Genomic DNA, 25,230 nt, shown 5'->3' on the forward strand with positions numbered 1-25,230 from the left:
GCATGAACGTGATGGACACCCGCGCGACGTCGTCGCTACTCTATCTCGACGGCGTGCACGTCTCGTTCGACGGCTTCCACGCCATCAACAATCTTTCGCTGACGCTCGAGCCCGGCGAGATGCGCGCCATCATCGGCCCGAACGGTGCCGGCAAGACCACGATGATGGACATCATCACCGGCAAGACCAAGCCCGACGAGGGCACGGTGCTGTTCGACGGCAAGACCGACCTGACCCGGCTCGACGAAACGCGGATCGCCGAGCTCGGCATCGGCCGCAAGTTCCAGAAGCCGACGGTGTTCGAGAGCCAGTCGGTGGAGGACAATTTGCTGCTTGCGCTCAATGTCGACCACAGCGTCAAGGGGACGCTGTTCTGGCGCGGCTCGAGGGGCGAGGCCGAGCAGATCGACCGGGTGCTCGAGACGGTGCGGCTCAAGGATGCCCGACGCAAGCTCGCCGGCAGCCTCTCGCACGGCCAGAAGCAGTGGCTGGAGATCGGCATGCTCCTGGCACAGGACCCGAAGCTGCTGCTGGTCGACGAGCCGGTCGCCGGCATGACCGACGTCGAGACGCATCAGACGGCTGAGCTGCTCAAAGAGATCAACAAGGATCATACCGTCATGGTCGTCGAGCATGACATGACTTTCGTTCGCGAGCTCGGCGTCAAGGTCACTTGCCTGCACGAAGGCACGGTGCTGGCCGAGGGCACCATCGACCAGGTGTCGTCGAACGATCGGGTGATCGAAGTGTATCTGGGACGCTAGGCGATGTTGGACGTCAAGGACATCAACCTCTATTACGGCGCCGCCCAGGCGCTGCGCGGCGTCTCGATCGCGGCGGAGCCGGGCAAGGTCACCTGCGTGCTCGGCCGCAACGGCGTGGGCAAGACCTCGCTGCTGAGGGCGCTGGTCGGGCAATATCCGCTGGCGTCGGGCAGCATCACCTTCGATGGCGCTGACATCACCCGCCTGAAGCCGTATGAGCGGGCGCGCAAGGGCATCGGCTTCGTGCCGCAGGGCCGCGAGATCTTCCCGCTGCTCACGGTCGAGGAGAATCTCAAGACCGGCTTCGGGCCGCTGAAGCGGGCCGATCGCAGCATCCCGGACGACGTATTCTCGCTGTTTCCGGTGCTGGAATCGATGCTCGGCCGCCGCGGCGGCGATCTTTCCGGCGGCCAGCAGCAGCAGCTTGCGATCGGCCGCGCCATGGTGATGCGGCCGAAGCTCTTGCTGCTGGACGAGCCGACCGAGGGCATCCAGCCGTCGATCATCAAGGACATCGGCCGGGCGATTTCGTACCTCCGCAATCTCGGCAACATCGCCATCGTCCTGGTCGAGCAATATCTCGACTTTGCCTGCGAACTCGGCGACAACTTCGCCGTCATGGATCGCGGCGCGGTGAAGTTCACCTGCACCCGCGCCAATCTCGACCAGGCCGAGATCAGCCGCCAGATGGCGCTGTGATCATCACGTAGCTTCTCGACGCGGTCTCGCCCGCGTCTGGTCCCAGGGGAGGGGATCGATGCGGGCCGATCCCGCCAACGCCGCTGCCGACATCTTCGAGGCCAACCGCGCCCGCGGCGCGGTGCGCTTCGACGTGCGGCTGCAGGACGGCGTGACGCGGCGCCATCACCTGCATGAATCCGGCTCGCTGCGCGTCCGCTTTCCCTCGCCCGAGGACGACGGTCTCTCGGCGATGTTCGTCAACACCGCGGGCGGAATCGCCGGCGGCGACCATTTCGCGATCGAGGTCGCGGCCGGCGAAGGCAGCCGAGTCACGCTGTCGAGCGCCGCGGCCGAGAAGGTCTATCGCGCGCCGGGCAAGCCAGCCGAGCTCGAGATCGCGCTGACGGCTCATGCCGGCGCGCACATCTCGTGGCTGCCGCAGGAGACCATCCTGTTCGACCGCGCCCGCATTCATCGCCGCATCGACATCGACCTCGCCGACACCGCCTCGCTATTGTTGTGCGAGATCGTCGTGTTCGGCCGCACGGCCATGGGCGAGCGCATGCGCGAGGGCGAGTTCGTCGATCGCTGGCGGCTCAAGCGCGGCGGCAAGCTGGTGTTCGCCGAGACGGTCCGCCTCGACGGCGACATCGGCGACAAGCTGGCGCAGCCCGCGATCGCCAAGGGCGCCGCGGCCATCGGGACTGCGCTGATCGTGCCCGGCGACGCCGCGCTGGTGGAGCGCATCAGGGAGAGCCTGCCGGCGTTTCGGGGCGAGGCCGGACTGTCCGCCTGGAATGGATTTGCAATGGCGCGCTTCTGTGCCCAAGATGCCGCGAGCCTGCGCGCCGACATGATGGCGGTGCTCGGCTGCGCATCGGCCGGACCGCTGCCGCGGCTGTGGCTCAACTAGACGTTTACCAACTGACGATCATTAGAAGACGATCACCAGAGAGTCCGCATGAACCTGTCTCCCCGCGAAAAGGACAAGCTCCTGATCTCGATGGCCGCCATCGTGGCCCGCCGCAGGCTCGAGCGCGGCGTCAAGCTGAACCATCCCGAAGCGGTCGCGATCATCTCCGACTTCATTCTGGAAGGCGCGCGTGACGGCCGCACCGTGGCCGAGCTGATGCAGGCCGGCGCCCAGGTCCTGACCCGCGATCAGGTGATGCCGGGCATCCCCGAGATGATCCACGACATCCAGGTCGAGGCGACGTTTCCGGACGGCACCAAGCTGGTCACGGTGCACGAGCCGATCCGCTAAGTTCTTGCACGTCATTCCGGGGCAGCCCGCAGGGCTGAATCCGGAATCCAGAGATTGTCTGCAATCGATTTTGAGATTCCGGGTTCGGTCCTGCGGACCGCCCCGGAATGACGGAGAAAGACACATGATCCCCGGCGAATTTTTCATCCAGGACGGCGAGATCGAGCTCAATGCCGGCCGCAAGACCGTGACGCTGTCGGTCGCCAACACCGGCGACCGGCCGATCCAGGTCGGCTCGCATTACCATTTCTTCGAGACCAATCCGGCGCTGAAGTTCGACCGCAAGAAAGCCAGGGGCATGCGGCTCGATATCGCCGCCGGCACGGCGGTGCGCTTCGAGCCCGGCCAGACCCGCGAGGTGCAGCTGGTCGCGCTCGGCGGCAAGCGCACGGTCTACGGCTTCCGCGGCGACGTGATGGGCAAGCTGTAGACGATGCTGACCGGATTGCGCCTCGTCTCCGAAGCGGCCGAGCTGGCGGCGCGCCGTCATGCCGGCCAGCAGCGCAAGGGCCGCGACGAGGAGCCGTACATCAATCATCTCGCTGAGGTCGCCAACATCCTCGCGGTCGCCTGCAACGGCGAGGACGCCGAGCTCGTCGCGGCCGGCTGGCTCCACGACAGCATCGAGGACACCGACACCAGCCACGACGAGCTGATGCAGCGTTTCGGCTCGCGCGTCGCCGGGCTGGTCGAGGAGGTCACCGACGACATGACCCTGCCGAAGAGCGAGCGGCGCGCGGTCCAGGTCATCGCGGCTCCCGGCAAGTCTGATGGCGCCAAGCAGATCAAGATCGCCGACAAGATCAGCAACATCCGCGCCCGCATTGTGTTCGAGCCGGATCTCGAGCAGCAGCTCGAGCTGATGGAGTATCTTGGCTGGGCCGAGCAGGTCGTCGCAGGCTGCCGCGGTGTGAATGTGGCGCTGGACGCGCTGTTCGACGAGACCGTTGCGAACGCGCGGGGGACGCTGTGAGCGGACCGTCGGCGTTGCGAGAACAAGACAAGCAGAGCTAATTGGGGGCCAACGATGTCCGTCAAGATCAAGCGTTCCGTCTACGCCGACATGTTCGGTCCCACGACCGGCGACAAGGTCCGGCTCGCCGACACGGACCTGATCATCGAGGTCGAGAAGGACTTCACCGTCTATGGCGAGGAGGTGAAGTTCGGCGGCGGCAAGGTGATCCGCGACGGCATGGGCCAGTCGCAGGCGACCAACAAGCAGGGCGCCGCCGACACCGTCATCACCAATGCGCTCATCGTGGACCACTGGGGCGTCGTGAAGGCCGACGTCGCGATCAAGGACGGCATGATCTCGGCGATCGGCAAGGCCGGCAATCCCGACATCCAGCCCGGCGTGACCATCGTGATCGGCCCGGGCACCGACGTGATCGCGGGCGAGGGCAAGATCCTCACCGCCGGCGGCTTCGACAGCCACATCCACTTCATCTGCCCGCAGCAGATCGAGCATGCGCTGATGAGTGGCGTCACCTCGCTGCTCGGCGGCGGCACCGGTCCGTCGCACGGCACCTTCGCGACGACCTGCACGCCCGGCCCATGGCACATCGGGCGGATGATGCAGTCGTTCGACGCCTTTCCGGTGAACCTCGGCATTTCCGGCAAGGGCAACGCCTCGCGCCCGGCCGCGCTGGTCGAGATGATCAAGGCCGGCGCCTGCGCGCTCAAGCTGCACGAGGACTGGGGCACGACGCCGGCTGCGATCGACAACTGCTTGTCGGTTGCCGATGATTACGACGTGCAGGTGATGCTGCACTCCGACACGCTCAACGAGTCCGGCTTCGTCGAGGACACCATCAAGGCGTTCAAGGGCCGCACCATCCACGCCTTCCACACCGAAGGCGCCGGCGGTGGCCACGCGCCTGATATCATCAAGGTCGCGGGCCTGAAGAACGTGCTGCCGTCGTCGACCAATCCGACGCGGCCGTTCACGCGCAACACGATCGATGAGCATCTGGACATGCTGATGGTGTGTCACCATCTCGATCCGTCGATCGCCGAGGATCTCGCCTTTGCCGAAAGCCGCATCCGCAAGGAGACGATCGCGGCCGAGGACATCCTGCACGATCTCGGCGCGCTCTCGATGATGTCATCGGATTCGCAGGCGATGGGCCGGCTCGGCGAGGTCATCATCCGCACATGGCAGACCGCCGACAAGATGAAGAAGCAGCGCGGCGCGCTGCCGCAGGACAAGGGCCAGGACAACGACAATTTTCGCGTCAAGCGCTACATCGCCAAGTACACGATCAACCCGGCGATTGCGCATGGCGTGTCGAAGCTGATCGGCTCGGTCGAGAAGGGCAAGCTCGCCGATCTCGTGCTGTGGTCGCCCGCCTTCTTCGGCGTCAAGCCCGACTGCGTCATCAAGGGCGGCACCATCGTCGCAGCTCCGATGGGCGATCCCAACGCCTCGATCCCGACGCCGCAGCCGGTGCATTACCAGCCGATGTTCGGCGCGTTCGGCAAGTCGCTGACGGCCTCCTCGGTGATCTTCACCTCGAAGGCTGCCGTCACCGGCGGGCTCGCGCGCAAGCTCGGTCTTTCGAAGAAGCTCTACGCCGTGCAAAACACCCGCGGCAGGATCTCGAAGAAGAGCATGATCCACAACGACGCGACGCCGAAGATCGAGGTCGATCCGGAGACCTATGAGGTGCGCGCCGACGGCGAGCTCCTGACCTGCGAGCCGGCCGAGGTGCTGCCCATGGCGCAGCGCTACTTCATGTTCTAAGCTCCGCCCGGTACCCAGAACCAGAAACGTACCGGGAGGACTGCTGCGTGATCTATGTCGTTGCCACCTTGACCATCAAGCCCGAAACCCGTGCGGAATTCATCGCCGCCGCGACTGCCTGCATTGCAGGGACCCGCAAAGAACCCGGCAATATCGCCTATGATTTGCATGAGAGCGTCACCGACCCGAGCAAGATGGTCTTCGTCGAGCAGTGGCAGAACGCCGAGGCCTTGGTGCCGCACCGTGCGACCGAGCACATGAAGACCTTCGGGCGCGTCGCGGTGAAATGCATGGCGGCGCCGCCGAAGATCGAGATCATTACGCCTGAGAAGGTCGATGTCCGCTGAGCGGAATAAGAGTGAGCGGAATAAGAGAATGAGAGTTTCAGCATGATCCGCGCGACACGCGTGCTCGGGCAGCATCGTTGGAAAGAGGCCGCCGCCGATTCCGTCCTGCTCGATTTCGATGACCGGCACCGGCGGCGGCTGGTGATGACCGGAACGCGCGGGCTGGAGTTTCTGTTGGACCTCGAGCACGCTACCGCATTGCGCGGTGGCGACGCCCTGGTGCTGGAGGACGGCCGGCTGATCGAGGTCGTGGCGGCGGCCGAGCCGCTGCTCGAGATCCGGGCTTCCGATCCGCATCATCTGGTGCGGCTCGCCTGGCATCTCGGCAACCGGCACCTGCCGACGCAGCTCATGCCCAAGAGCCTGCGCATTCGCCGCGACCACGTGATCGAGGCCATGGTCAAGGGCCTCGGCGCGCGCGTCATCGAGATCGAGGCGCCGTTCGATCCGGAGGGCGGTGCTTACGCCGAGCCCAGCCATGCGCATGGCCATGATGATCATGATCACCACGGCCACGATCATCATCACGATCATGCCGGGCACGATCACGCGCATCACGACCACGGCCATGCACATGATCATCACGTGCATGACGAGCACTGCGGCCATGACCATCACGATCACGGTCATTCCCATGCTCATGAGCACAAGTGAGGAGGGGGCTCGGCCGGCTGCAATCAGCGCCGCGGATCCGGCTGCGCTGTATCGGCTGCTGACATGGCTGTCGCCGGCGTTTCCGATTGGCGGATTCTCCTATTCGAGCGGCATCGAATGGGCGGTCGAGGCGGGCGACATCGGCGATGCGGCGGCGCTGCGCGGCTGGCTCGCGACGATGCTGACCAATGGCTCCGGCTTCTGCGACGCGGCTTTCCTCGCGCACGCCTATCGCGCGGTTGAGCTCGACGATATGGCAAGCCTCCGCGAGGTGGCCGAGCTTGCCGCCGCTTTCGTACCGTCGCGCGAGCGTCAGCTCGAAACCACGGCGCAGGGCCGTGCCTTCATCGAGATCGCGCGGTCCGCCTGGAACTGCGCAGGCCTCGACGAGGCGGTGGCGCGATGTGAGAGCATCGTCTATCCGGTCGCCGTGGGGCTGGTCGGCGCGGTTCACGGCGTTCCTCTGGGACCCCTGCTGCACGGCTTCCTGCACGCCCTCACGTCGAACTGGATTTCCGCCGGCAGTCGTCTCGTACCGTTGGGGCAGACCGACAGCCAGCGCGTGCTTGCCGCGTTGGAGCCTGTCGTTGCCGCGACGGCGGACCGCGCTCTGCTCGCCTCGCTCGACGACATCGGCGGCGCAACATTTCGCGCCGATCTCGCAAGCCTTCATCACGAGACGCAATATACAAGGCTGTTTCGGTCGTGATGAAGCGGGGCAAGGGCTGCTCCGATCACGGCCCCGCGCGGTCGCGCGCACGACAGAAGGGTAAATGACATGGCATCGTCTCACGGTCCGCTCCGCGTTGGCGTCGGTGGCCCGGTCGGGTCCGGCAAGACTGCGCTGATGGATCTCCTGTGCAAATCGATGCGGGAGCGCTACGACATCGCCGCGATCACCAACGACATCTACACCAAATGGGACGCGGAGTTTCTCGTTCGCTCGGGATCGCTCACCCCGGATCGTATCGCCGGCGTGGAGACCGGCGGCTGCCCGCACACTGCGATCCGCGAGGACGCTTCCATGAACCTCGCCGCAGTGGCCGACATGCGGGCCAAGTTTCCCGGACTCGACCTGGTGTTGATCGAGTCGGGCGGCGACAACCTCGCGGCAACGTTCTCGCCGGAACTCGCCGATATCACGATCTACGTCATCGACGTCGCGGCGGGCGACAAGATCCCGTCGAAGGGCGGACCGGGTATCACCCGCTCCGACCTTCTGGTGATCAACAAGATTGACTTGGCACCCCATGTGGGCGCTTCTCTGGAGAAGATGGAGACGGATGCCAAGCGCATGCGCGGCGCACGGCCCTTCGTCATGACCAATCTGAAGAAGAGCCAGGGGCTTGACCGGATCATCGGCTTCATCGAAGCCAAGGGCGGTCTGAAGCCGTCGGCCTGAGCGCCGGGACTGATCTGCGTCGCAGCGTTCTTCGTTGCCCGATGCGTCTGCTGCAATGACAGACGCAAAAAAGCCTCATCCGGCCGGAACAACTTGAGCCCTCGGGTGTTTCCTCGACCCGGGGTGCGCCTTGCCCAAGGCGTCTCGGCGCTGATGCACCGGTATCCTGGGATCGCTATCCACTGATCGCTCCGATCACTTCCGATCGCCCCGAGGTGCGTCCTTGAGTTGCAGGCCCGGTTATTGGATGACTCGTCTCCTCCTTCGCCAACCCTTTACTTCAGAGTAAACGAGTGCTCCGGCTGGGTGTCATCATCGGTTTGATCGCGCTGGTCGGGACGGCGCTGTCCGGCTTGGCCGCCTATCGCGTCCACGACCAGGAGCTGGCCCTCGATCGCATTGCGCTGGCCCGAGCCATCGACGTCCATGCCAGCCTCGTCCAGGACCGGCTGACCGAACGTGAGCTGCTGGCCCGGGTGGCCTCCGGGCTGTTCCGCGCTCCCTCGGTGATCAAGGCCAATATGCTGGAGCCGCTGCGATCGTCGATCTACGCGTTCAAGACCGACTTCGTGGTGGCATCGTGGATCGCGCGGCTGCGGCCGGATGAGCTCTCCATCGCGCAAACCGAGCTGCGCCAGGCTGGCTTCCCGAATCCAACCATTCGCAATTTCGACGACACGCCGCTGGGGCCGAACGTCGATCGTCCGTTGGACGTTCTGATGGATCTCGAGCCACGCAATGCCGAGACCTCGAAGCTTCCCGGCATCGCACTCGACCGGCAGCCGATCGTCGGACCGATGCTTGCGCGCGCCATGGCCGAGGGCAAGCCGGTCGCTTCCGACCCCACCCCGCTGGTGCGGAGCGACGGTCCGATCGGGATCGTGCTGGCAGCCCCGGTCGTCCCGCAAGGTGCCACTGCGCCGGCGGGCTTCGTGACGTTTTCCTACGAGATCGGGCCGCTGCTGCTCACCAATGACGATCTGTCGTTGTTCTCGGTGGCGTTGAAGGATCCGCGCAACGCCTCGGACGAGCTGGTTGCCAATGATCAGGGCGCGGTGACGAGCCGGACCCGGGGGCCGGACGATCCTGCTCCGTCGTCCACCCGCACCGTCGCCTTCGGCAATCACGACTGGTCGCTGGTCTATTACGCCAAGAGCAATGCGGTCCGGCGTGCGCAACAGACCGCGGCGATCGTCGGCGTCATCGGGATGGCGCTGACCGGTATCATCTGCGGCCTGTTCGGCTACGTCGCCTACAATAATCTGCGCCTGAGTCGCGAAATCCAGGTGCGGATCGGCTTCGAGCGCCGACTGACGGCGGTCATCGACGAGCTGAACCACCGGGTCAAGAACATCCTGGCGGTGATCCAGTCCATCGTGACGCGCACGCTGCGTCATGGCAGCGACATCGATGTCGCGCGCGAGCTGCTGATCGGGCGGATCCATGCGATGTCGAACGTCGTCACGCTGCTCAGCGAGAGTCAATGGCAGGGCGTGCAATTGCGCGGACTGTTCGAAGCTCGCGCCATCCCGCATGCCGACAGGATTGCGGTCAACGGACCCGACATCACCGTGAGCGCGCGTGCCGCGCAGAGCCTGTCGCTGCTGTTCTTTGAACTCGCCTCGCACTCGGACGAAGGCCTCTCGCTGGTGGGAAAGCACCCGCACATCACCGCCAAATGGGAGGTGACTGGCGAGGAGCCGAATGCCGTCTTCCACTTCCGTTGGGAGGAATTGAACACCAGTGAAGCAACGCGGCGGCCGGACAGCGATTTCGGACTGATCCTGCTCGATCGCGTTGCGCCGGAGGCGCTCGGCGGCACGTCAAAGCGCTTCTTCACCGAGGCGAGCTATGTCTATGAGCTGAGCGCGCCGATGGAGACGGTCATCGACATGACCGAGCGCGATCGGACCGAGCAGTTCTCCGCACCACTGCATCCGGCGCGATAGCCGCAGCGCTGGTCGGCGAACAGGCTGCCGGGGCGTACGATCCCGGGCACAAGAGATCAACAACAAGAAGAGGCGGCTCGCTGAGGAGCCGCCTCTTTGCTGGTTCGTTTGCGACGGCTTGGCTTATCAGCCGCCGCTGCCGCCGATCACCGCCCGCACGGTCTCGTCCGGGCCGAAATCCTCGGCGCCTTCGACGTAGAGCAGCGCTGCCAGCTTCGAGCGCGCGCGGTTCACGCGGCTCTTGATGGTGCCCACCGCGCAGCCGCAGATCGCTGCCGCATCCTCGTAGGAAAAGCCCGATGCACCGACCAGGATCAGTGCCTCGCGCTGGTCCTGAGGCAGCTTCTCGAGCGCCGCGCGGAACTCCTCGAACTCGAGATGCGCGCCCTGCGAGGGATGTGTCTTGAGCGTCTTGGCGTAGTTGCCTTCGGCATCTTCCACTTCGCGCCGGCGTTTGCGGTAGTCGGATCGGAACAGGTTGCGCAGGATCGTGAACAGCCAAGCAGGCAGATTCGATCCCGGTTGAAACGAGTCGATGTTGGCCAGCGCCCGGAGCAGGGTTTCCTGTACGAGGTCGTCGGCACGATCGCTGTTACCACTCAAGGAAATCGCAAATGCGCGAAGGCTGGGGACGGCCGCGAGGATATCGTCCCGCAAGGAATCAGTGAGAGGCATTCACTCCCTCCCGTCGGTTTGGTCGTTGGATCCCCCGCCGTTCTCCACGTGGGACTGTGCTGCCGGCGCATCAAGCTTCCGCACCAGATCCGCGAAGCGGTCCGGCACTCCCTGACGGACGACGTCGTCGTACATCGCGCGGAGTTGATGACCGATTCTGGATTGAATTTCCGCGTTCAGTCCGCCGGGCTTGCGCGGTGCCGCATTCTTGCTGGCTTGAGACTTTACATCTTTCATGACCTTTTCCACGTTTCCCCGAGAGTTAAGTCCCTGAAGCTTCAAGAATTATTCTCGCCACCGAGAGGGTCTGTCGGGAACTAATGCGACGGGGCGATAAAAGTTCCACGCGTTTGGGGAACTTTTCGTCGGTTCAGGCGTAATCAGCGCATTATGGAACCCGGGCGGAAGCCCAGATGACCGAATGGAGTGGGGATGAGCCGATCACAGCTTGTTGCTGAACATTTGCCGCTGTTGCGCCGGTATGCGAGGGCTCTCACCGGCAGCCAGGGTTCCGGAGACGCCTATGTCGGAGCGATGCTCGAGGCCCTGATTCAGGATCCGGCGCTGCTGGACGAGCGCTATGGACCGCGGGCGGCCCTGTTCCGCCTGTTCACGCAGATCTGGAATTCGGTAGCGCTCAACGACGACGCAGAAGTGGCGACCCTGCCGATGCCGCCGGAACGGCGGCTCTCGAATATCACCCCCTTACCACGCCAGGCCTTCCTGCTGCTCTCGCTCGAGGGTTTTCCCGAGGAGGAAGTGGCCTTCATCCTCGACATCGACGTCGCTGAAACCCGCCGGCTGGCGGATGCTGCCGGACGGGAGCTCGCCGCCGAAATCGCTACCGATGTGCTGATCATCGAGGACGAGACTTTCATCGCGATGGACCTCGAGAGCCTCGTCAAGAATCTCGGCCACAACGTCATCGGCGTGGCCCGCACTCATGCCGATGCGGTGGCTCTCGCAAAGAACAAGAAGCCCGGTCTGATCCTGGCTGATATTCAGCTCGCCGATGGTTCGTCCGGCCTGGACGCTGTCAACGAGCTTCTGCGCACCTTCGAGGTACCGGTGGTCTTCATCACCGCCTATCCGGAGCGCTTCCTCACCGGTGAGCGGCCCGAGCCGGCGTTCCTCATCTCCAAGCCGTTCCAGCCGGCCATGGTGTCGGCGGTGGCGAGTCAGGCGCTGTTCTTCCAGCGCAATTCGCGCAACCGGATGCCGAAGCCGGCAGCCTGATCAGGCCACGCGTGCACGATCCTGTTCCGGCGCGTTCCTCGTGGAGCGCGCCGGCTTCTTTTGCAGCATCGAATTGCGAGATCAGCAGCCGCGGCACACCCCGCCGAGTCGTGCCTTCAGGACCGCGTCACTCGGATCGATGTCCGTCTGCAAGATTTGCGACGTCCGCCGGGGCGCGAAAACGATCGGCACGAGAAACGTCAGATCCCCATCCGCCAGCTCCGGCGGAGGTGGGGCAAATGGCTGGGCGCGCCGGACCATGGCGAGCGCCTCCTGGTCAAGCGCGGGATCGCCGGTCGTTTCCGCCAGCACCGCCGAGATGAGATGACCCTCGCGGTCGATGTGGAACAGGACCTTGGCCGTCCCGCCCTCATCCGAAGCCCGCAGCGGATAACGGCGCTGAATCTTCAATTGTGCGACGAGATTCTTGATCCAGGTATCCTTGGCGCTCTCAGCCGCTCCCATCGCGGGAAACAGGCACAGGAGAGCCAGCGCCAGCCCAAGCCCCTTCCGCACGCCATCCAACGAGCTCAGCATCTCCGCCCCCATGCGCGGACGATGAACGTGGCCGCGCCACTGCCACATATACCTCAGGGGAAAAGCGGATAAAGCGCCGGGAATGTCGGGCTGGGATCCGATCGAGCAGATGGATCAGAAAAGAATGCGGGGCACCGCCGGCATCACCACGGCGGTGCCCCGCGTCGCCGGTCAATGGGGCAGGGGGAATAACCGGCTGCCGAGATGACGCGCGACCCGAAAAGTCGTTCCGCGTGAGATCGAATTTTTTGACGCCACGAATTTGAAGAATGTCGCCGCAGTTTACACACGGTTAAGTGATTTGCCCGACCGAGAACCCAGTTCCTGCGACTTACGTTGGTATGCCGATCGCCTTGCGGCGAGGGGAGCAGAGACATGTCGCAGACCAGGAAGGTTATCGTTTTGGGTTCGCTTGCGGCTTCCACAATGCTCGTGGGTGCAATGCAACTGGCCTCCGGCCATGATCTTGGCGCCAACCTGCCGCTCCAGAACTCCGCCCGCGAGACGATCGTCGCGACCGCGAACGACGTGAACCGGGCCGCCAAGTCTGACCGCGCGCAACAAAGCGGTACTGTGGCGCCGTCACAAACTGTGTCGATCAAGCTGGCAGCCTTCGCGGAGACGTCCTTCCTGGTGCGGCTTCCCGTCAACCCCGCCGCTGTGAGCGCGGGCTCGTTGCCGTCGCCGCAGGGATCGCAGCTCATCACCACCGGCAACGAGCGGCAGGCCGTCAAGCATCCGGTGGCGTGCGAGCCGTCGGTGTCGGTGCTGACGGAGATCGCCAAGCGCCTGCAACCGGGACGGTGTGTGACTTAGTTGATAGCAGCTTGCACCCGATCCGCCGCCTAAGCACTCGATCAACGCCTTGGATCCTCACTCTGCGGGCGTTTGCTCCTCCGCCGCTGGGCGGCTGACCATGAATCCGAGCGCCAGACCGCCGACGGCCAGAATGGGAATCAGCCGCTTGATGCCGATCATGCGGACGATCTGCAAGCCGCTGGCCAGCAGCATCGGGTCTGCAAAAGCCGATTGGACTGCCGACCGCGCCGTTTCCGCGCTTCGCGCGGCACGGCTCTCGATCGCGCGCTTGCGCGCCATGTAGCTGATCGCGGCGATCAACGTCACCACGAAGAAGATGGCGGCACCGGTGAGGCACGCGGCCACGAGCCCGTATCGATCCAGGACGGCGACGAAAGCGGCGGCGCACAGAAAGCTCGTGGTTACGAACAGTCCGACCGCTGCAGCGATTGCGAGCGACGTGAGCCTAACGGCATGCCCGGTCGATTCCTGGAAGTCCGCAATCAGGCGCTGCAGCATGTCATTCCCTCCCGATCTCATTCATCTGCGCAACAGACTCAAATCGGCGCCGAAGACGCGGCGCCGAAACGAGACAAGCCTCTGGATTTCAGGGGCCAAATCCTCAGCGTCTCCAGGCGGCGCCGATGAGAAATCCAAGTCCGAGCGCGAGACCCACGGTGGCGAGCGGACGCTGCGAGATCACGTCCTCGAGGCGCTCCTCCAGCGAGTTCGCGGCCTCCTGGGCCGCACCAAACATGGCCGTGCCGCGCTCGGACATGTCGTCGAACGTCTGGTCCGCGTTCTCGCGCGCCTGTCGATAGCCGCTGCGGGCCTGCTTGCTCGCCTGCCCGGCGAAAGCGTTCAGCGCGTCGGTGATCTGTTCGGTGAGAGCTGCGATATCGTTTTTCACGGCGTGGACATCCTTCTGCAGGCGTTCGTAGTTCGCTTTGTCGACGAGATCTTTCAGGGCGGTCTCACCGTCAGTCGGTGGCATGGCAAGCTCCCGGAGCAAGGTGATTGCGTCTGCTCGACAAACGCGGGGTCTCAGCCGAAGTTCCGACGCTGGAAACCGAATTAGTCCGCCGGCAGTTGCGGCGTATCGTCCGGCAGCAGATGCTCTTTGACGATGAGGGCGACGATCAGCAGCGGCGAGGCGAGGAAGGCTCCCATCGGGCCCCACAGCCAGGTCCAGAATGCCAGCGCTATGAACACCGCGAGTGCGTTGAGCGCGAGCCGCCTGCCGATGATGGTCGGCGTGACGAAATGGCCTTCCATGAAGGTGATCACGGCGAAGATGGCGGGCGCGACCATGCCGGCGCTCAGGGTCGGGAATGCGACCGCGCCGACCAGGACGAGCACCGCAAACATTGCGATCGGGCCGATGATGGGGATGAAGTTCAGCGTCGCTGCGAGCGCGCCGAGCCCGGCGGGGTTTGGCATGCCGGCGATGGCGCAGGCGAGGCCTGCGGCGATGCCGACCCCGGTGTTGATGAGCGTGACCGTCAGCAGATAGTTGCCGAGGTGCAGTTCGAGCTCGTTCAGGATGCGCAGCGTCCGAAGCCGGGCCTCATGATCACCGAAGGTCATGATCAAGGTGCGCCGCAGGTCCCGCCAGCTCGCGATGAACAGCACCAGCGTGGCGAAGAACAGCAGGAATTCCGTGAAGGTCGGCGACAGGAATTCGATCGTCGGCTGAACCCAATCGAACTTGGGCAGCTCCAGGCTGGTCGAGGCCTGCCCGCTTCCACCGCCGATCGCCGCCTGCATTTCGTGCCACAGCGCCAGCGGCCGATCGAAGACGTGCAGCTTGGCCTTGAGCGTCGTGGCGAGCTCGGGAAGGCGATTGGTCCAGTCGAGGACCGGCGCCGAGATCAGGCCGATGATGAAGGCCAGTCCCGCGGCAACGGCGATCACGATCAGCACGGCGCCGACGCCGCGCGGCACGTGGTGGCGTTCGAGAAAGTTGGCGGCCGGCGACAGCATGGTGCCGACCACGAACGCCATCACGATCGGCAGAAAGAACCCGCGGGCGACGTAGAGAACGCCGGTGACGCAGATCGCGGTAAGAACCACGAGCGCGATGGCGACAACTTCGGCCCGCCTGATCACAGGAGGAAGCTCGTGGCGGCTTTCATCCAGCGCCGCGCCTTCGCTCCCGCTCGCGAGCAGCCGCTCGGTGGGAAGTACTCGCACCATAGGTCCCCCCCGATCGGGTCGTTCGCGCACAGTTCGCGTGATGACGTTCTTCTTTCGCCTAACTGGCGAGACGGCGCCGGGTTCCGTCGCGAGAACGTGACAGCAGCTACGCTTGACTGACGCAGGGCGACCACAGCGGAGCCGGAACTGCGGCGAGCCGTTCGGCGTTTGGAAGGCAATCATGCATCGCACCGCGATGCTCGTCTGACAGGGGCACTCCATGACACAGCTCGTTTCCGGCCATCGCAACCTTTCGCGGCGGACCGCTTCGCTGATCGTCGGCGTCGCGGTTCTTCTCGTCGCGGGTCCCGCCGCGTCTCACGCGCAGAGCCTCGGCTATGCGCCGGTCGAGCAGCAGCAGGCCTTCCCGCCCGACCAGGCGACTGCACCCGCCGTGGAGCAGGACGAGGACAGCCAGCTTCCGGACCGGCTGCGTCGCACGATCGTCAATCTGGATACGCGGGAAGCGCCGGGGACGATCATCATCGATACCGCCAATACTTACCTGTACTACGTGCTCGGCGGCGGCCGCGCGCTGCGCTATGGCGTTGGCGTCGGGCGCGAGGGCTTCACCTGGTCGGGTGTGCAGACGGTGACCCGCAAGGCGGAATGGCCGGACTGGCATCCGCCGGCGCAGATGATCGCGCGCCAGCCCTATCTGCCGCGTTTCATGGCTGGCGGCCCGGGCAATCCGCTCGGCGCGCGGGCCATGTATCTCGGCTCCAGCGAGTATCGCATCCACGGCACCAACGATCCGACCACGATCGGCAAGTTCGTGTCCTCAGGCTGCATCCGCCTGACCAATGAGGACGTGAGCGACCTGTTCAGCCGCGTGCGGGTGGGGACGAAGGTCGTCGTGCTGCCGAAGGCCGCATCGCTGCAGGCGCGCGCGAATTCCGACCGGGCGCCGCGCGTGACCTCGCTGCCGTCGGGGCGTCAGGCGATGTCGCTGCAGGTCTCGGCCATCAACTGATCTGGGAGTGGGACGATGAAAGGTCGACGTGCACTCGCCGCCATCGCAGTGGCAACCATGGCAACCGCGGGTGCGTTGGCGGCGCCGACCTCGGCGGGGGCGCAGGATTTCTTCTCCGCGCTGTTCGGCGGCTTCAACGCGCCGCAGCGCCAGGCGCCCTACATCCGGATGCCGTTCGCCGACGAGGCGCCTCCGGCGCCACGGCCGGCCCCGCGGGGCGATGTCAGCTATCGCGGCGGCAGCAGCAGCGTCGCCTGGTGCGTCCGCACCTGCGACGGCCGCTACTTCCCGCTCGGAGCCACCGGCGACCAGAGCAAGGAAGCTGCTTGCAACAGCTTCTGCCCGGCGTCCAAGACTGAGGTGGTCTACGGCAGCTCGATCGACGCCGCCGAGACGGATGGCGGCAAGCCATATTCGGCGCTGCCCAACGCCTTCAAGTATCGCACCGAGATCGTCGACGGCTGCACCTGCAACGGCAAGGACCAATTCGGCCTTGCCAAGGTGTCGATCGACAACGATCCGACCCTGCGCAAGGGGGACGTCGTCGCGAGCGACGACGGCCTCAAGGTCGCCAACCGGACCGGCAGCGGCAAGCGTGCCGAGCTGAACTTCTCGCCGGCGCCCGCGGCACTGCGCGCGAAGTACGAGCGCGCGCCGGTGATGGCGTCCGACTGATCCCGCGAGGCCGTCAGGCCGCGCGGATCTTGCCGAGGAAGTCCGTGACCTGATGACCGAGGTTCCTGCTCTGGCTCTCCAGCGTCTCTGAGGCATTGCGCACGTTGTCGGCGGCCGCCGCAGCCGCATCGGCGTCCGACTTCACGCCGGTGATGTTGTCGGAGACGTGCTTGGTGCCGTCGGCCGCGAACTGGGTGCTGCGCGAGATTTCCTGCGTCGCCGCCCCTTGCTCCTGCACCGCCGCGGCGATCGCGGTCGCCACCTCGTTGACCTCGCCGATGATGCCGCCGATGCGCTTGATCGCGTCGATCGCGTCATTGGCGACACGCTGGATGTCGGCGATCTGCTCGGAGATATCGTCGGTCGCCTTTGCGGTCTGGCTCGCCAGCGTCTTCACCTCGGAGGCGACGACGGCGAAACCCTTGCCGGCCTCGCCGGCGCGCGCCGCCTCGATGGTGGCGTTCAGCGCCAGCAGATTGGTCTGCGAGGCGATGCTGTTGATCAGCCCGACCACCTCGCCGATCCGGTTTGCCGACTGCGCCAGCCCCTGCACGGTGCCGTCGGTCATGCGGGCCTGCTCCACCGCGCGGCTGGCGATCCCGGCCGCATGCGACGCCTGCTTGCTGATGTCGGCGATCGAGGCGTTCAATTCCTCCGCGGCGGAGGCCACCGTCTGCACGCTCATCGAGGCATCGCTGGAGGCCTTCGAGGCCTCCTCGGCGCGGGCGTTGGTCTGCCGCGATACGTTGGTCAGGCCGGCGGACGTCGCCTGCATGTCGGTGGAGGCGCGGCCAAGCTGCTCGAGCGAATCGCGCACCAGCCCCTCGAACTCGCTCACATAGCTTTCGATCGCCCGCTGGCGCGCAACCGTCGTTTCGTTGCGTTGGCGCTCCTGGGCTTCGATCGCGAGCTTGTCCTTGGCCTGCTGCTTGAACGTCTCGAGCGCGCCCGCCAGTGCACCGATCTCGTCCTGGCGCTGCATGTAGCCCGTCTCGACGCTGAGGTCGCCGCCCGCAACCGCCAGCATGGCATCGCGCATTCTGTTGAGCGGCTGGATCACCCGGCGGCTCACCAGCATCAGCGCGGCGCCGCCGATCCCGGTCGCCGCGATGAGGAGGCAGAGTTCGATGCCGAGGGTCCGCATGGCGGCCGCATGCTGCTCCTCGATATAGGTCCTTGCGGTTTCAAGCGCGGTCTCGGCGACCGCAACCGCGGCATTGAGGCGCCCGACCGTGAACGGGCTCCATTTGTTGGCGACCATCTCCGGCGTCTCGCCGCTCGCGACCGCGTTGACGAGGCGATCCCTCAACGCGGTGTATTCCGCGTCGAAATAGGCCTTGCGCGTGGCCTCCAGCGCCGCCGTCATCGCGGTCGGCCATTTTGCGCCGGTGGTCGCCAGTTCGAGCGCCTTCCATGCGGCCTCGGCGCCGCCGACCGCCTTGGTATAGTTCAGCCGCGCCTCGGGCGTGATCTTGCCTGCGGCGAGCCCGTTCGAAACCAGGAAGGAGGCGTCGCCGGCGGTGTTGCGCAGCAGCCATGCGATCTGCTTGATCTGCAGCAGTTGATCGATGGTCGGGTCCGCGTGGTTGACCTCGGCTGCGAGAATGGCCTGGATCTTCTCCAGCGTCTCCAGCAGCCTGTCCTCGGTCTGCATGTATTCCTTGCCGAGCGCCAATCGGCGCGACGCCTTCGGCTTGGCGACCTCCAGCCAGAATTCCTTCTGCTGATCGCTCAGCGTCGCCAGCAATTGCTGGAATTGCGAGAGCAGCGCCGCCTTGTCGGCAAACGCGATGCCCGGAAGGATGCCGAGCGCCCGGCCCATGGACGGCATGGCAACGTCACGCAGGCCGCGGACGTACCGCTCGGTCTCCGGTTCGACCTTCTCGTCCACGGTCACCATGCGGTTCGAGGTGGAGCGGTCGGCCCGCAGCTTGTCCATCGCCTTGAACATGCTTTCGGAGGCATCGACGATCGAGGTGATGCGGGCGGTGAGCTTGAGCTGCTGCCACGAATAATAGGCCCGCGAGGCGAACAGGCCGACAAACAGGCATGCCGTCACCAGGATGATGGCCTTCAACGTCGTGGAAATGGTCAGTCGGTTCAGCATGTTGATCTCCGATTCACCGCATTCGACCGCAAACCGGTAAAAATCTGGATGAGGGGTGGCTCCGTGGAACTACGGAGGCGGCCCAGGGCGCCCACGGTTCCGGGTGCGGAACTACCAGCCCGCGAGCGGGTTAGCTGACCAACGCCAGCGCATCTTTCTCGCCAAGGGGCTCTTCATGCTGATCAGTGCACTCGTCACCTTTCTCGTCGTCATCCTCATTCTCTATTTGATCAACCTGCTGCCGATCGATGGCCGCGCCAAGCAGATCTGCCGCGTGATCGTCATCGTGCTCGGCGTGATCTCGCTGCTCCGCTTCATTGCGGTGATATGATCCGGCATCATGTTACCTCCGACTGATCAAAAAAAGCCCCGGCGGATGGCCGGGGCTTTTCGCATCAGGCGTTTGCCTTCGCTTCGCGGCGCCGCGCCGTGAGAATGTATTCGGTGTAGCCGTTCGGCTGGGTGCGGCCTTCGAACACGAGGTCGCAGGCCGCCTTGAACGCCACGCCGTCGAACGACGGCGCCATCGGCTGATAGAGCGCATCGCCGGCATTCTGCTTGTCGACCACGACGGCCATGCGCTTCAGCGAGTCCATCACCTGGTCCTTGCTGACCACGCCATGGTGCAGCCAGTTGGCGAGATGCTGGCTGGAGATGCGCAACGTCGCACGGTCCTCCATCAGGCCGACGTCATGGATATCCGGAACCTTGGAGCAGCCGACGCCCTGGTCGATCCAGCGCACGACGTAGCCGAGAATGCCCTGGCAGTTGTTGTCGATCTCCTGGCGGACGTCGTCCGGCGCCCAGTTCGAGTTCGACACAGGGATGGTGAGGATGTCGCCGAGCTTGGCGCGCGGGCCACCCTTGGCGAGCTCGGCCTGGCGGGCGTGCACGTTGACCTGGTGATAGTGCAGGGCGTGCAGGGTCGCCGCGGTCGGCGACGGCACCCAGGCGGTGGTGGCGCCCGCCTGCGGATGGCCGATCTTCTGCGCCAGCATGTCCGCCATCTTGTCCGGCGCGGCCCACATGCCCTTGCCGATCTGGGCGTGGCCGGGGAGACCGTCGATCAGGCCCATGTCGACGTTCCAGTCCTCATAGGCCTTGATCCAGGGCTGCGCCTTCATCTCGTTCTTGCGGATCATCGGACCCGCTTCCATCGAGGTATGGATCTCGTCGCCGGTGCGATCGAGGAAGCCGGTGTTGATGAACACGATGCGCTTCGACGCCTGCTGGATGCAGGCCTTGAGGTTGACCGTGGTCCGGCGCTCCTCGTCCATGATGCCGACCTTCATGCTGTTCTCCGGCAGGCCGAGCATTGTCTCGACGCGCGCGAACAGCTCGACCGTGAGCGCGACCTCGTCCGGGCCGTGCATCTTCGGCTTGACGATATAGATCGAGCCGGTGCGGCTGTTCTTGACCTTGGAGTTGCCCTTGAGGTCGTGGATCGCCAGCAGGCCGGTGACGGCGGCGTCGAGAATGCCCTCCGGCACCTCCTTGCCCTCGGAGTCGAGCACGGCGTCGGTGAACATGTGGTGCCCGCAATTGCGGATCAGCAGCAGGCTGCGGCCGTGCAGGGTGAGCGTGCCGCCGGCCGGCGTGGTGTAGCTGCGGTCGCTGTTCAGGGCGCGCGTCAGCGTCTTGCCACCCTTCTCGAAATCGGCCGACAGCGTGCCGTTCATCAGGCCGAGCGTGTTGCGGTAGACCAGCACCTTGTCCTCGGCGTCGACGGCGGCGACGGAATCCTCCATGTCGAGGATGGTCGAGACCGCGGCTTCCAGGATCATGTCGGAGACGCCGGCCGGATCGTCCTTGCCGATGACATGGCTGCGGTCGATCACGACCTCGACGTGCAGGCCGTTGTTGGCGAGCAGGATCACGGACGGCGTCTCCGCCGAGCCCTGATAGCCGGCGAACTGCGCGGCGTCCTTCAGCGCGGTGGCGTTGCCGCTCTTCAGCTTGGCCGAGAGCTGGCCGGCAATGACGCTGTAGGCGGTGACGTCGGTGTGGCTGCCGGTGGCGAGCGGCGCGGCCGTATCGAGGAAGGCCTTGGCCTTGGCGATCACCTTGTCGCCGCGGGCCTTGTTGTAGCCCTTGCCCGCTTCGCTCGGGTCATGCGGGATGGCGTCGGTGCCGTAGAAGGCGTCGTACAGCGAGCCCCAGCGCGCATTCGCCGCGTTCAGCGCATAGCGGGCGTTGGTGAGCGGCACCACCAGCTGCGGTCCGCAGATCTTGCCGATCTCCTCGTCGATATTGGCGGTCTCGACCTTGTGGGTCGCCGGCTCCGGCAGGAGGTAGCCGATCTCCTGCAAAAACGCCGTGTAGGCGCCGAGGTCGAAGGCCTTGCCCTTGTTGGCGAGGTGCCAGGCGTCGATCTTGTCCTGCAGGGCGTCGCGGAAGGCGAGCAGCTCGCGATTCCGGGGGCCGAGATCGCGCAGGATCGCGGCAAGGCCGGCCCAGAACGCGTCCGGATCGATCCCGGTCTTCGGCGCGGCCTCCTTGGCGATGAAGTCGAACAGAACGGGGGCGATCTTCAGTCCATGGGCGTCGATACGGGTCATGATGAGACGTTTCTCTCGAAAAAGGGCGACGTTGCGCGCGAATTGGGCATGCTGAATGGCCGCCTCGAAGGCGGCGTGTGCAGTGCATTTAGCGCCAAAGCGGAGGTCACGAAAGGGGGGAGGGGTATCGCAGTTGGTCGGGGGAGGGCGTCGGTTCCGAGATCGGGCGCGAGGGGCCGATCCTGTCGATCCGGTGTTGCGGAAGTCCGCGGCATTTGCTCCGGCCTCCGCCGTCGTTGCGAGGAGCGAAGCGACGACGCAATCCAGACTGTCGCTGCGGAGATGGTCTGGATTGCTTCGCTTCGCTCGCAACGACGCCTGAGGTTGCATCTCGCTGCTCATTTGGATCGTGCGCTTGCGAACAGTCGCCAACGTTCTCGCGGCGCCTGTTGGCGTCCGAGCTTTGCCAGTTGAACGCCTCTGCTAACGAGAGGCGCAGGGAAGGCCGGGTGCAGGCTGCACCCATGGCCCGCCTGCAGAAAAAAATGCAGGCGGCAGTCACCACAGGTACGAGCCGGACATCCGGCCTTCCCTGCGCGATGGATTTACGGTTGCTCCGTGGTCTCCCCGGTGCGCCGGGCTTTCTGGTCACCGTTGCCCGCGCAGCGCGTTGGCGCTGTCGCAGACGTGGCATCAGCGTCGGGATGCCAGGACCCCACGGCTTGGCCGTGCGCCTCGGAACTGTCCGCCAGCATGATCGCTCACGCCGCAGCCCAAGACGCCCACCGCATCCCGCACCCGACGTCCGTGACGGTCGCGAACTGTCCCTCGTGTGGGACGGGATGCGGAGATAGAAACATGATTTCGGAAAAAATGAAAGCGGAATATTTTTCTGGCGAGGACTGGACAGGCAAATCAGGTGGATCGGATTGATGAATTTTGCCTTTTGAAACGGATCAATTTTGCCGTAGGGACGATGGCAAGGGAATGGGGGCTATCGCTTCGCTGGAGTGTTCGAAGGCTTTGAAACAGGATAAATCTGCACCTCTAGTTGCTAGTTAGGCAAGTTGTGGCTATCTCTCTGTACGGTCGAGCTAGCCATCTGGTTTCTAGATTTTATTCTATAGGCAGGAGCTAGTATGGGCTTCGGCATGTGGCTCTTCAATCTGCTGGTTAACGCAGCTACCAACTACGCCACGAGCGACAATTTTTCGACCGCCGTCCTATTTGGTGCGCTCGCAGCGATCGTTTTCGTCTCCGTTTGGCTTCGTCGTCGACGCGCAGAGGGAAGGCCGGGAATGGAGTCTTGGTATTTCATATTGACTATGCTTTCGGTTGCAGTCCTTTCATTTGGCGCTGCCACGTATGGTCTGGGTTTGCGAAATGGGAATCATTCTCCCCTGATTCGCGGGGCGGATGAAAAGAGCAGTAGAGCCCCGTCGATTGTTGTTGACGAAGCGGCCGCTGATCCGAATGGTGGTGTCTATGATCCTGGGCCTGTCTTGCGAAGAAAGCTAAGTCACGTAGAACTAGATGAGCTAACCGGATTGACGAAGAGGCTGCGTGAATTTGGTGAAGCATTCTACAAAATCGAGGCTCCGCAAGCGCTGCTGCCGCCGATGCCGCCGCTGTACTTGTTTCAGCGGACATCTTGGGTTGATAAGATCAAGCGGGATGGACTCGATGCTTCCGTCTCGTCTTTAGTAGAGCTTAGAGACAGGTTTCAGGCCGCAATGAACCCGCTTGCTGACGTTATGAAGGAAGGTGAAGCCTATTCGGAGGAAATAGCCAGGATTATTGGAAAGACAGGGGTGCCTGATATAATCTCGTGTCTAAATCAGTATGTTCTAGCTCTCGGGGTGCTGCAGAAGAACAACATTGATAATCCTCAATTGATCGGGCTTGCCCTGCAAGGTTCTGCGAGGGAGTGCATCAGCGCGTTTGAGGTTCATCGCAAATGGCGAAATACCTTCGTTCCTAAGAGACTGATGGACGTGCTTAGAGAATTGAAATCCGACCAGGCGCGTCAATAGCCGATTGATGGCGGGTCAATGTCGCTCGCTGGCGGGGGAGCCCCGGCCATCACGCTGTTTAGACAAGCGGGCGCTCAACTTACTTCGACGTCTGCAGTCGCCATAGGGTTGGCCGCGTGGATTGGCCAACGCTTCTGTCGCGCGGCGTCGACCAGCGTTGTGATCGTCAGCGGCCGGCGGGGACGGCGCAAGCGAAGAATAGTCCGGACGAGCCCGATCAAGGACAGGCCTTCCGGTCCAAAATGACGGTCGAAAGCGAAGCCGGGCATGTCGATGTCGAATGCGCGATCAAACGCGCCCATGAATTCGCGCGCATCGTCGCCGTCGACGCCGAGGTCTCCGGCGATGTCGGTCTCGTCGGTGAGCCGTTTGGGCGTCATCGTCTCCTTGGCGACGAAGTCCAGCACAGCCTGATGAAGTGGATCTGTCGTGAGCGGCATCGCCGAAATATCGGTCACGTGGCACGATTGGCAAGTCTGTCGGGTGGGCAAAGACGCGCCCGCGCATCGCGCGGAAGCGGCGTGCCCACCATTTGTCTGCTCGGTGTGAGACGGTGGGCACGCGCCGCCTTTCGGCGTCGCTTTGCCCGCCCTACGGCACCTCTCTCCGCCGTCATTCCGTGGCGTGCGCAGCGCGAGCTGCGATATGCACGTGCTCATCAAATAAGTGACACGGTACCGCTTCGCCCTCACGCCCGCGACGGCGCCAGCCGGAATTCGACGACGTCTTCCGCGCCCGACAGGTCGCGCGCCATCTGCGCGGTTTCGAACCGGCCGGCGGCCTGCAGCACCAGCTCGAAATGGAATTGACGCTTCGTCTCGCTGTATTCGTAGCACCAGTCCAGCACGTCGAAGCCATAAGCCCGCATGCATTCGCGCAATTCGGCCTCGCTCGGCTGCAGGCCATGGCGATAGACGACCGACAGCGACAGCGTGGTCTGGTGCGGCAGCCATTGCTCGACCGCGCCGAGCAGGGTCATCGCGGCCAGAGACAAGGCCGTAGCGCACAGCGCGGTGCCGTAGAGGCCGATGCCGATAATGATGCCGATCGCCGACGTCATCCAGATCGAGGCGGCGGTCGACACGCCGCGGATGGTGAAGCCGTCCTTGATGATGACGCCAGCGCCGAGGAAGCCGATGCCGGTCATCAGGCCCTGGATCACGCGTGTCGGATCGGACACGGTCGGCGACACCGCGATGCCGCCATACCAGCTGCCGGGAAAACCGTTGATCGCCGTCAGCAAGGTCGATGCGACGCAGACCAGCGCATAGGTCCGCATGCCGGCCGCCCGTCCGTGATAGGTGCGCTCGTAGCCCAGCAACAGGCCGACGGCCGCAGCACCCATCAGGTGCAGCAGCAGAATTCCGTTCGTCTCCAGCTCCGCCCTCGACCAATAGGCCGCCAGATGCTCCATCATGCGCCTCGACAGCGTTGCTGCGCGTGCCGTGAACTGTGCGGATGAAGTGCTAATTTCTGCTTGCAGATCGTCCGGCGGCCCGATGGCCAGGCTGGCGTCCAAGAGCGAACCAGCGCACTCCTCCGTAGTTCTTCGGGCAGGATGTGACCACGCTTGGCTGCGGCGATCGCTGTGCGCCGATGTCGCGCGTCATGTCACGAGGCCGACTCGTGGCCGCGCTGCGGACGGCACCTCGGCGAGGCGCTCGCAGGCGGGCGCGATGTTGTCGCTCGATCCCGCCT

28 protein-coding genes are annotated in these 25,230 nt (G+C 64.5%); 18 read left to right on the top strand and 10 right to left on the bottom strand.

Annotated elements, in window-relative coordinates; translation table 11 throughout:
* Positions 1 to 2 precede the first annotated feature (2 nt).
* From urtD to QX010_RS01875, 12 genes are all read left to right on the top strand, one after another.
* Positions 3 to 764: an urea ABC transporter ATP-binding protein UrtD gene (gene urtD, locus QX010_RS01820; protein WP_315804704.1), complete on the top strand. Its 762-nt coding sequence runs from the start codon at positions 3 to 5 to the stop codon at positions 762 to 764.
* 3 nt (positions 765 to 767) lie between these two features.
* Positions 768 to 1,463: an urea ABC transporter ATP-binding subunit UrtE gene (gene urtE / locus QX010_RS01825; RefSeq protein ID WP_315804705.1), complete on the top strand. Its 696-nt coding sequence runs from the start codon at positions 768 to 770 to the stop codon at positions 1,461 to 1,463.
* Positions 1,464 to 1,521: 58 nt separating this feature from the next.
* The gene (locus QX010_RS01830; protein ID WP_316177242.1) at positions 1,522 to 2,358 is read left to right on the top strand and encodes an urease accessory protein UreD; all 837 of its coding nucleotides are present in this window, start codon (positions 1,522 to 1,524) and stop codon (positions 2,356 to 2,358) included.
* A gap of 48 nt (positions 2,359 to 2,406) precedes the next feature.
* The gene (locus tag QX010_RS01835) at positions 2,407 to 2,709 is read left to right on the top strand and encodes an urease subunit gamma (RefSeq protein WP_015669637.1); all 303 of its coding nucleotides are present in this window, start codon (positions 2,407 to 2,409) and stop codon (positions 2,707 to 2,709) included.
* 124 nt (positions 2,710 to 2,833) lie between these two features.
* Complete coding sequence (locus QX010_RS01840) at positions 2,834 to 3,139, top strand: urease subunit beta (RefSeq protein ID WP_315804707.1); 306 nt, start codon at positions 2,834 to 2,836, stop codon at positions 3,137 to 3,139.
* Between the two features lie 3 nt (positions 3,140 to 3,142).
* A complete protein-coding gene (locus QX010_RS01845; RefSeq protein ID WP_315804708.1) occupies positions 3,143 to 3,682 on the top strand; it encodes an HD domain-containing protein in 540 nt (179 codons plus the stop codon).
* A 54-nt stretch (positions 3,683 to 3,736) separates the two neighbouring features.
* On the top strand, positions 3,737 to 5,452 hold the full coding sequence (gene ureC / locus QX010_RS01850; protein WP_316177244.1) for an urease subunit alpha: 1,716 nt from the start codon (positions 3,737 to 3,739) through the stop codon (positions 5,450 to 5,452).
* 47 nt (positions 5,453 to 5,499) lie between these two features.
* Positions 5,500 to 5,799 carry a putative quinol monooxygenase gene (locus QX010_RS01855; RefSeq protein WP_316177246.1) on the top strand — a complete coding sequence of 100 codons (300 nt, stop codon included), beginning with the start codon at positions 5,500 to 5,502 and terminating at the stop codon, positions 5,797 to 5,799.
* A gap of 42 nt (positions 5,800 to 5,841) precedes the next feature.
* On the top strand, positions 5,842 to 6,453 hold the full coding sequence (locus tag QX010_RS01860; protein WP_315804710.1) for an urease accessory protein UreE: 612 nt from the start codon (positions 5,842 to 5,844) through the stop codon (positions 6,451 to 6,453).
* The gene (locus QX010_RS01865; RefSeq protein WP_316177657.1) at positions 6,440 to 7,162 is read left to right on the top strand and encodes an urease accessory protein UreF; all 723 of its coding nucleotides are present in this window, start codon (positions 6,440 to 6,442) and stop codon (positions 7,160 to 7,162) included. Before QX010_RS01860 ends, QX010_RS01865 begins: the two co-directional genes overlap by 14 nt.
* 69 nt (positions 7,163 to 7,231) lie before the next feature.
* The gene (gene ureG, locus QX010_RS01870) at positions 7,232 to 7,855 is read left to right on the top strand and encodes an urease accessory protein UreG (protein ID WP_315804711.1); all 624 of its coding nucleotides are present in this window, start codon (positions 7,232 to 7,234) and stop codon (positions 7,853 to 7,855) included.
* Between the two features lie 293 nt (positions 7,856 to 8,148).
* Positions 8,149 to 9,804 (top strand): HWE histidine kinase domain-containing protein, encoded by a 1,656-nt coding sequence (locus QX010_RS01875; protein ID WP_316177247.1) that lies wholly within the window; start codon positions 8,149 to 8,151, stop codon positions 9,802 to 9,804.
* Between the two features lie 126 nt (positions 9,805 to 9,930).
* Here QX010_RS01875 and QX010_RS01880 read toward each other — a convergent pair whose 3' ends face one another.
* Both QX010_RS01880 and QX010_RS01885 read right to left on the bottom strand, forming a co-directional pair.
* The gene (locus QX010_RS01880; RefSeq protein ID WP_006612137.1) at positions 9,931 to 10,479 is read right to left on the bottom strand and encodes a sigma-70 family RNA polymerase sigma factor; all 549 of its coding nucleotides are present in this window, start codon (positions 10,477 to 10,479) and stop codon (positions 9,931 to 9,933) included.
* Positions 10,480 to 10,716, bottom strand: a complete 237-nt coding sequence (locus QX010_RS01885; RefSeq protein ID WP_315713837.1) for a NepR family anti-sigma factor — start codon at positions 10,714 to 10,716, stop codon at positions 10,480 to 10,482. It abuts the gene before it with no gap.
* Positions 10,717 to 10,911: 195 nt separating this feature from the next.
* Here QX010_RS01885 and QX010_RS01890 point away from each other — a divergent pair, with 195 nt between their 5' ends.
* Positions 10,912 to 11,715 (top strand): response regulator, encoded by an 804-nt coding sequence (locus QX010_RS01890; protein WP_315713838.1) that lies wholly within the window; start codon positions 10,912 to 10,914, stop codon positions 11,713 to 11,715.
* An 81-nt stretch (positions 11,716 to 11,796) separates the two neighbouring features.
* Here the strand turns inward: QX010_RS01890 and QX010_RS01895 are convergent, their stop codons facing one another.
* Entirely contained in the window at positions 11,797 to 12,252 is a 456-nt protein-coding gene (locus tag QX010_RS01895) for an energy transducer TonB (RefSeq protein ID WP_316177249.1), read from the bottom strand.
* A 375-nt stretch (positions 12,253 to 12,627) separates the two neighbouring features.
* On the opposite strand from QX010_RS01895, the gene QX010_RS01900 reads away from it, so the two are divergent.
* Positions 12,628 to 13,068 carry a hypothetical protein gene (locus QX010_RS01900; RefSeq protein WP_316177251.1) on the top strand — a complete coding sequence of 147 codons (441 nt, stop codon included), beginning with the start codon at positions 12,628 to 12,630 and terminating at the stop codon, positions 13,066 to 13,068.
* 57 nt (positions 13,069 to 13,125) lie between these two features.
* Here the strand turns inward: QX010_RS01900 and QX010_RS01905 are convergent, their stop codons facing one another.
* From QX010_RS01905 to QX010_RS01915, 3 genes are all read right to left on the bottom strand, one after another.
* Positions 13,126 to 13,569 (bottom strand): hypothetical protein, encoded by a 444-nt coding sequence (locus QX010_RS01905; RefSeq protein ID WP_315804715.1) that lies wholly within the window; start codon positions 13,567 to 13,569, stop codon positions 13,126 to 13,128.
* Between the two features lie 103 nt (positions 13,570 to 13,672).
* Positions 13,673 to 14,044, bottom strand: a complete 372-nt coding sequence (locus tag QX010_RS01910; RefSeq protein ID WP_316177254.1) for a YqjD family protein — start codon at positions 14,042 to 14,044, stop codon at positions 13,673 to 13,675.
* Between the two features lie 80 nt (positions 14,045 to 14,124).
* Positions 14,125 to 15,243, bottom strand: a complete 1,119-nt coding sequence (locus QX010_RS01915; protein WP_316177256.1) for an AI-2E family transporter — start codon at positions 15,241 to 15,243, stop codon at positions 14,125 to 14,127.
* 223 nt (positions 15,244 to 15,466) lie between these two features.
* Between QX010_RS01915 and QX010_RS01920 the strand changes: the two genes are divergently transcribed.
* Together QX010_RS01920 and QX010_RS01925 are read left to right on the top strand one after the other, a co-directional pair.
* Positions 15,467 to 16,219: a L,D-transpeptidase gene (locus QX010_RS01920; RefSeq protein WP_316177257.1), complete on the top strand. Its 753-nt coding sequence runs from the start codon at positions 15,467 to 15,469 to the stop codon at positions 16,217 to 16,219.
* 15 nt (positions 16,220 to 16,234) lie between these two features.
* Complete coding sequence (locus QX010_RS01925) at positions 16,235 to 16,894, top strand: DUF2865 domain-containing protein (RefSeq protein WP_316177259.1); 660 nt, start codon at positions 16,235 to 16,237, stop codon at positions 16,892 to 16,894.
* A 13-nt stretch (positions 16,895 to 16,907) separates the two neighbouring features.
* Here QX010_RS01925 and QX010_RS01930 read toward each other — a convergent pair whose 3' ends face one another.
* Positions 16,908 to 19,001 carry a methyl-accepting chemotaxis protein gene (locus QX010_RS01930; protein ID WP_316177261.1) on the bottom strand — a complete coding sequence of 698 codons (2,094 nt, stop codon included), beginning with the start codon at positions 18,999 to 19,001 and terminating at the stop codon, positions 16,908 to 16,910.
* 175 nt (positions 19,002 to 19,176) lie between these two features.
* Here QX010_RS01930 and QX010_RS01935 point away from each other — a divergent pair, with 175 nt between their 5' ends.
* On the top strand, positions 19,177 to 19,332 hold the full coding sequence (locus tag QX010_RS01935) for a Thivi_2564 family membrane protein (RefSeq protein ID WP_315804721.1): 156 nt from the start codon (positions 19,177 to 19,179) through the stop codon (positions 19,330 to 19,332).
* Positions 19,333 to 19,396: 64 nt separating this feature from the next.
* Here QX010_RS01935 and QX010_RS01940 read toward each other — a convergent pair whose 3' ends face one another.
* The gene (locus QX010_RS01940) at positions 19,397 to 21,559 is read right to left on the bottom strand and encodes a malate synthase G (protein ID WP_316177263.1); all 2,163 of its coding nucleotides are present in this window, start codon (positions 21,557 to 21,559) and stop codon (positions 19,397 to 19,399) included.
* A 1,091-nt stretch (positions 21,560 to 22,650) separates the two neighbouring features.
* On the opposite strand from QX010_RS01940, the gene QX010_RS01945 reads away from it, so the two are divergent.
* A complete protein-coding gene (locus tag QX010_RS01945) occupies positions 22,651 to 23,532 on the top strand; it encodes a hypothetical protein (RefSeq protein WP_316177265.1) in 882 nt (293 codons plus the stop codon).
* 74 nt (positions 23,533 to 23,606) lie between these two features.
* On the opposite strand, the gene QX010_RS01950 is transcribed toward QX010_RS01945, so the two are convergent.
* Both QX010_RS01950 and QX010_RS01955 read right to left on the bottom strand, forming a co-directional pair.
* Positions 23,607 to 23,990 carry a DUF1493 family protein gene (locus QX010_RS01950; protein WP_316177267.1) on the bottom strand — a complete coding sequence of 128 codons (384 nt, stop codon included), beginning with the start codon at positions 23,988 to 23,990 and terminating at the stop codon, positions 23,607 to 23,609.
* Positions 23,991 to 24,220: 230 nt separating this feature from the next.
* Complete coding sequence (locus tag QX010_RS01955) at positions 24,221 to 24,949, bottom strand: MgtC/SapB family protein (protein ID WP_315804727.1); 729 nt, start codon at positions 24,947 to 24,949, stop codon at positions 24,221 to 24,223.
* Positions 24,950 to 25,230 lie beyond the last annotated feature (281 nt).

Source organism: Bradyrhizobium sp. SZCCHNRI1009 (assembly GCF_032487575.1).
In the GTDB taxonomy this organism is placed as follows: Bacteria; Pseudomonadota; Alphaproteobacteria; order Rhizobiales; family Xanthobacteraceae; genus Bradyrhizobium.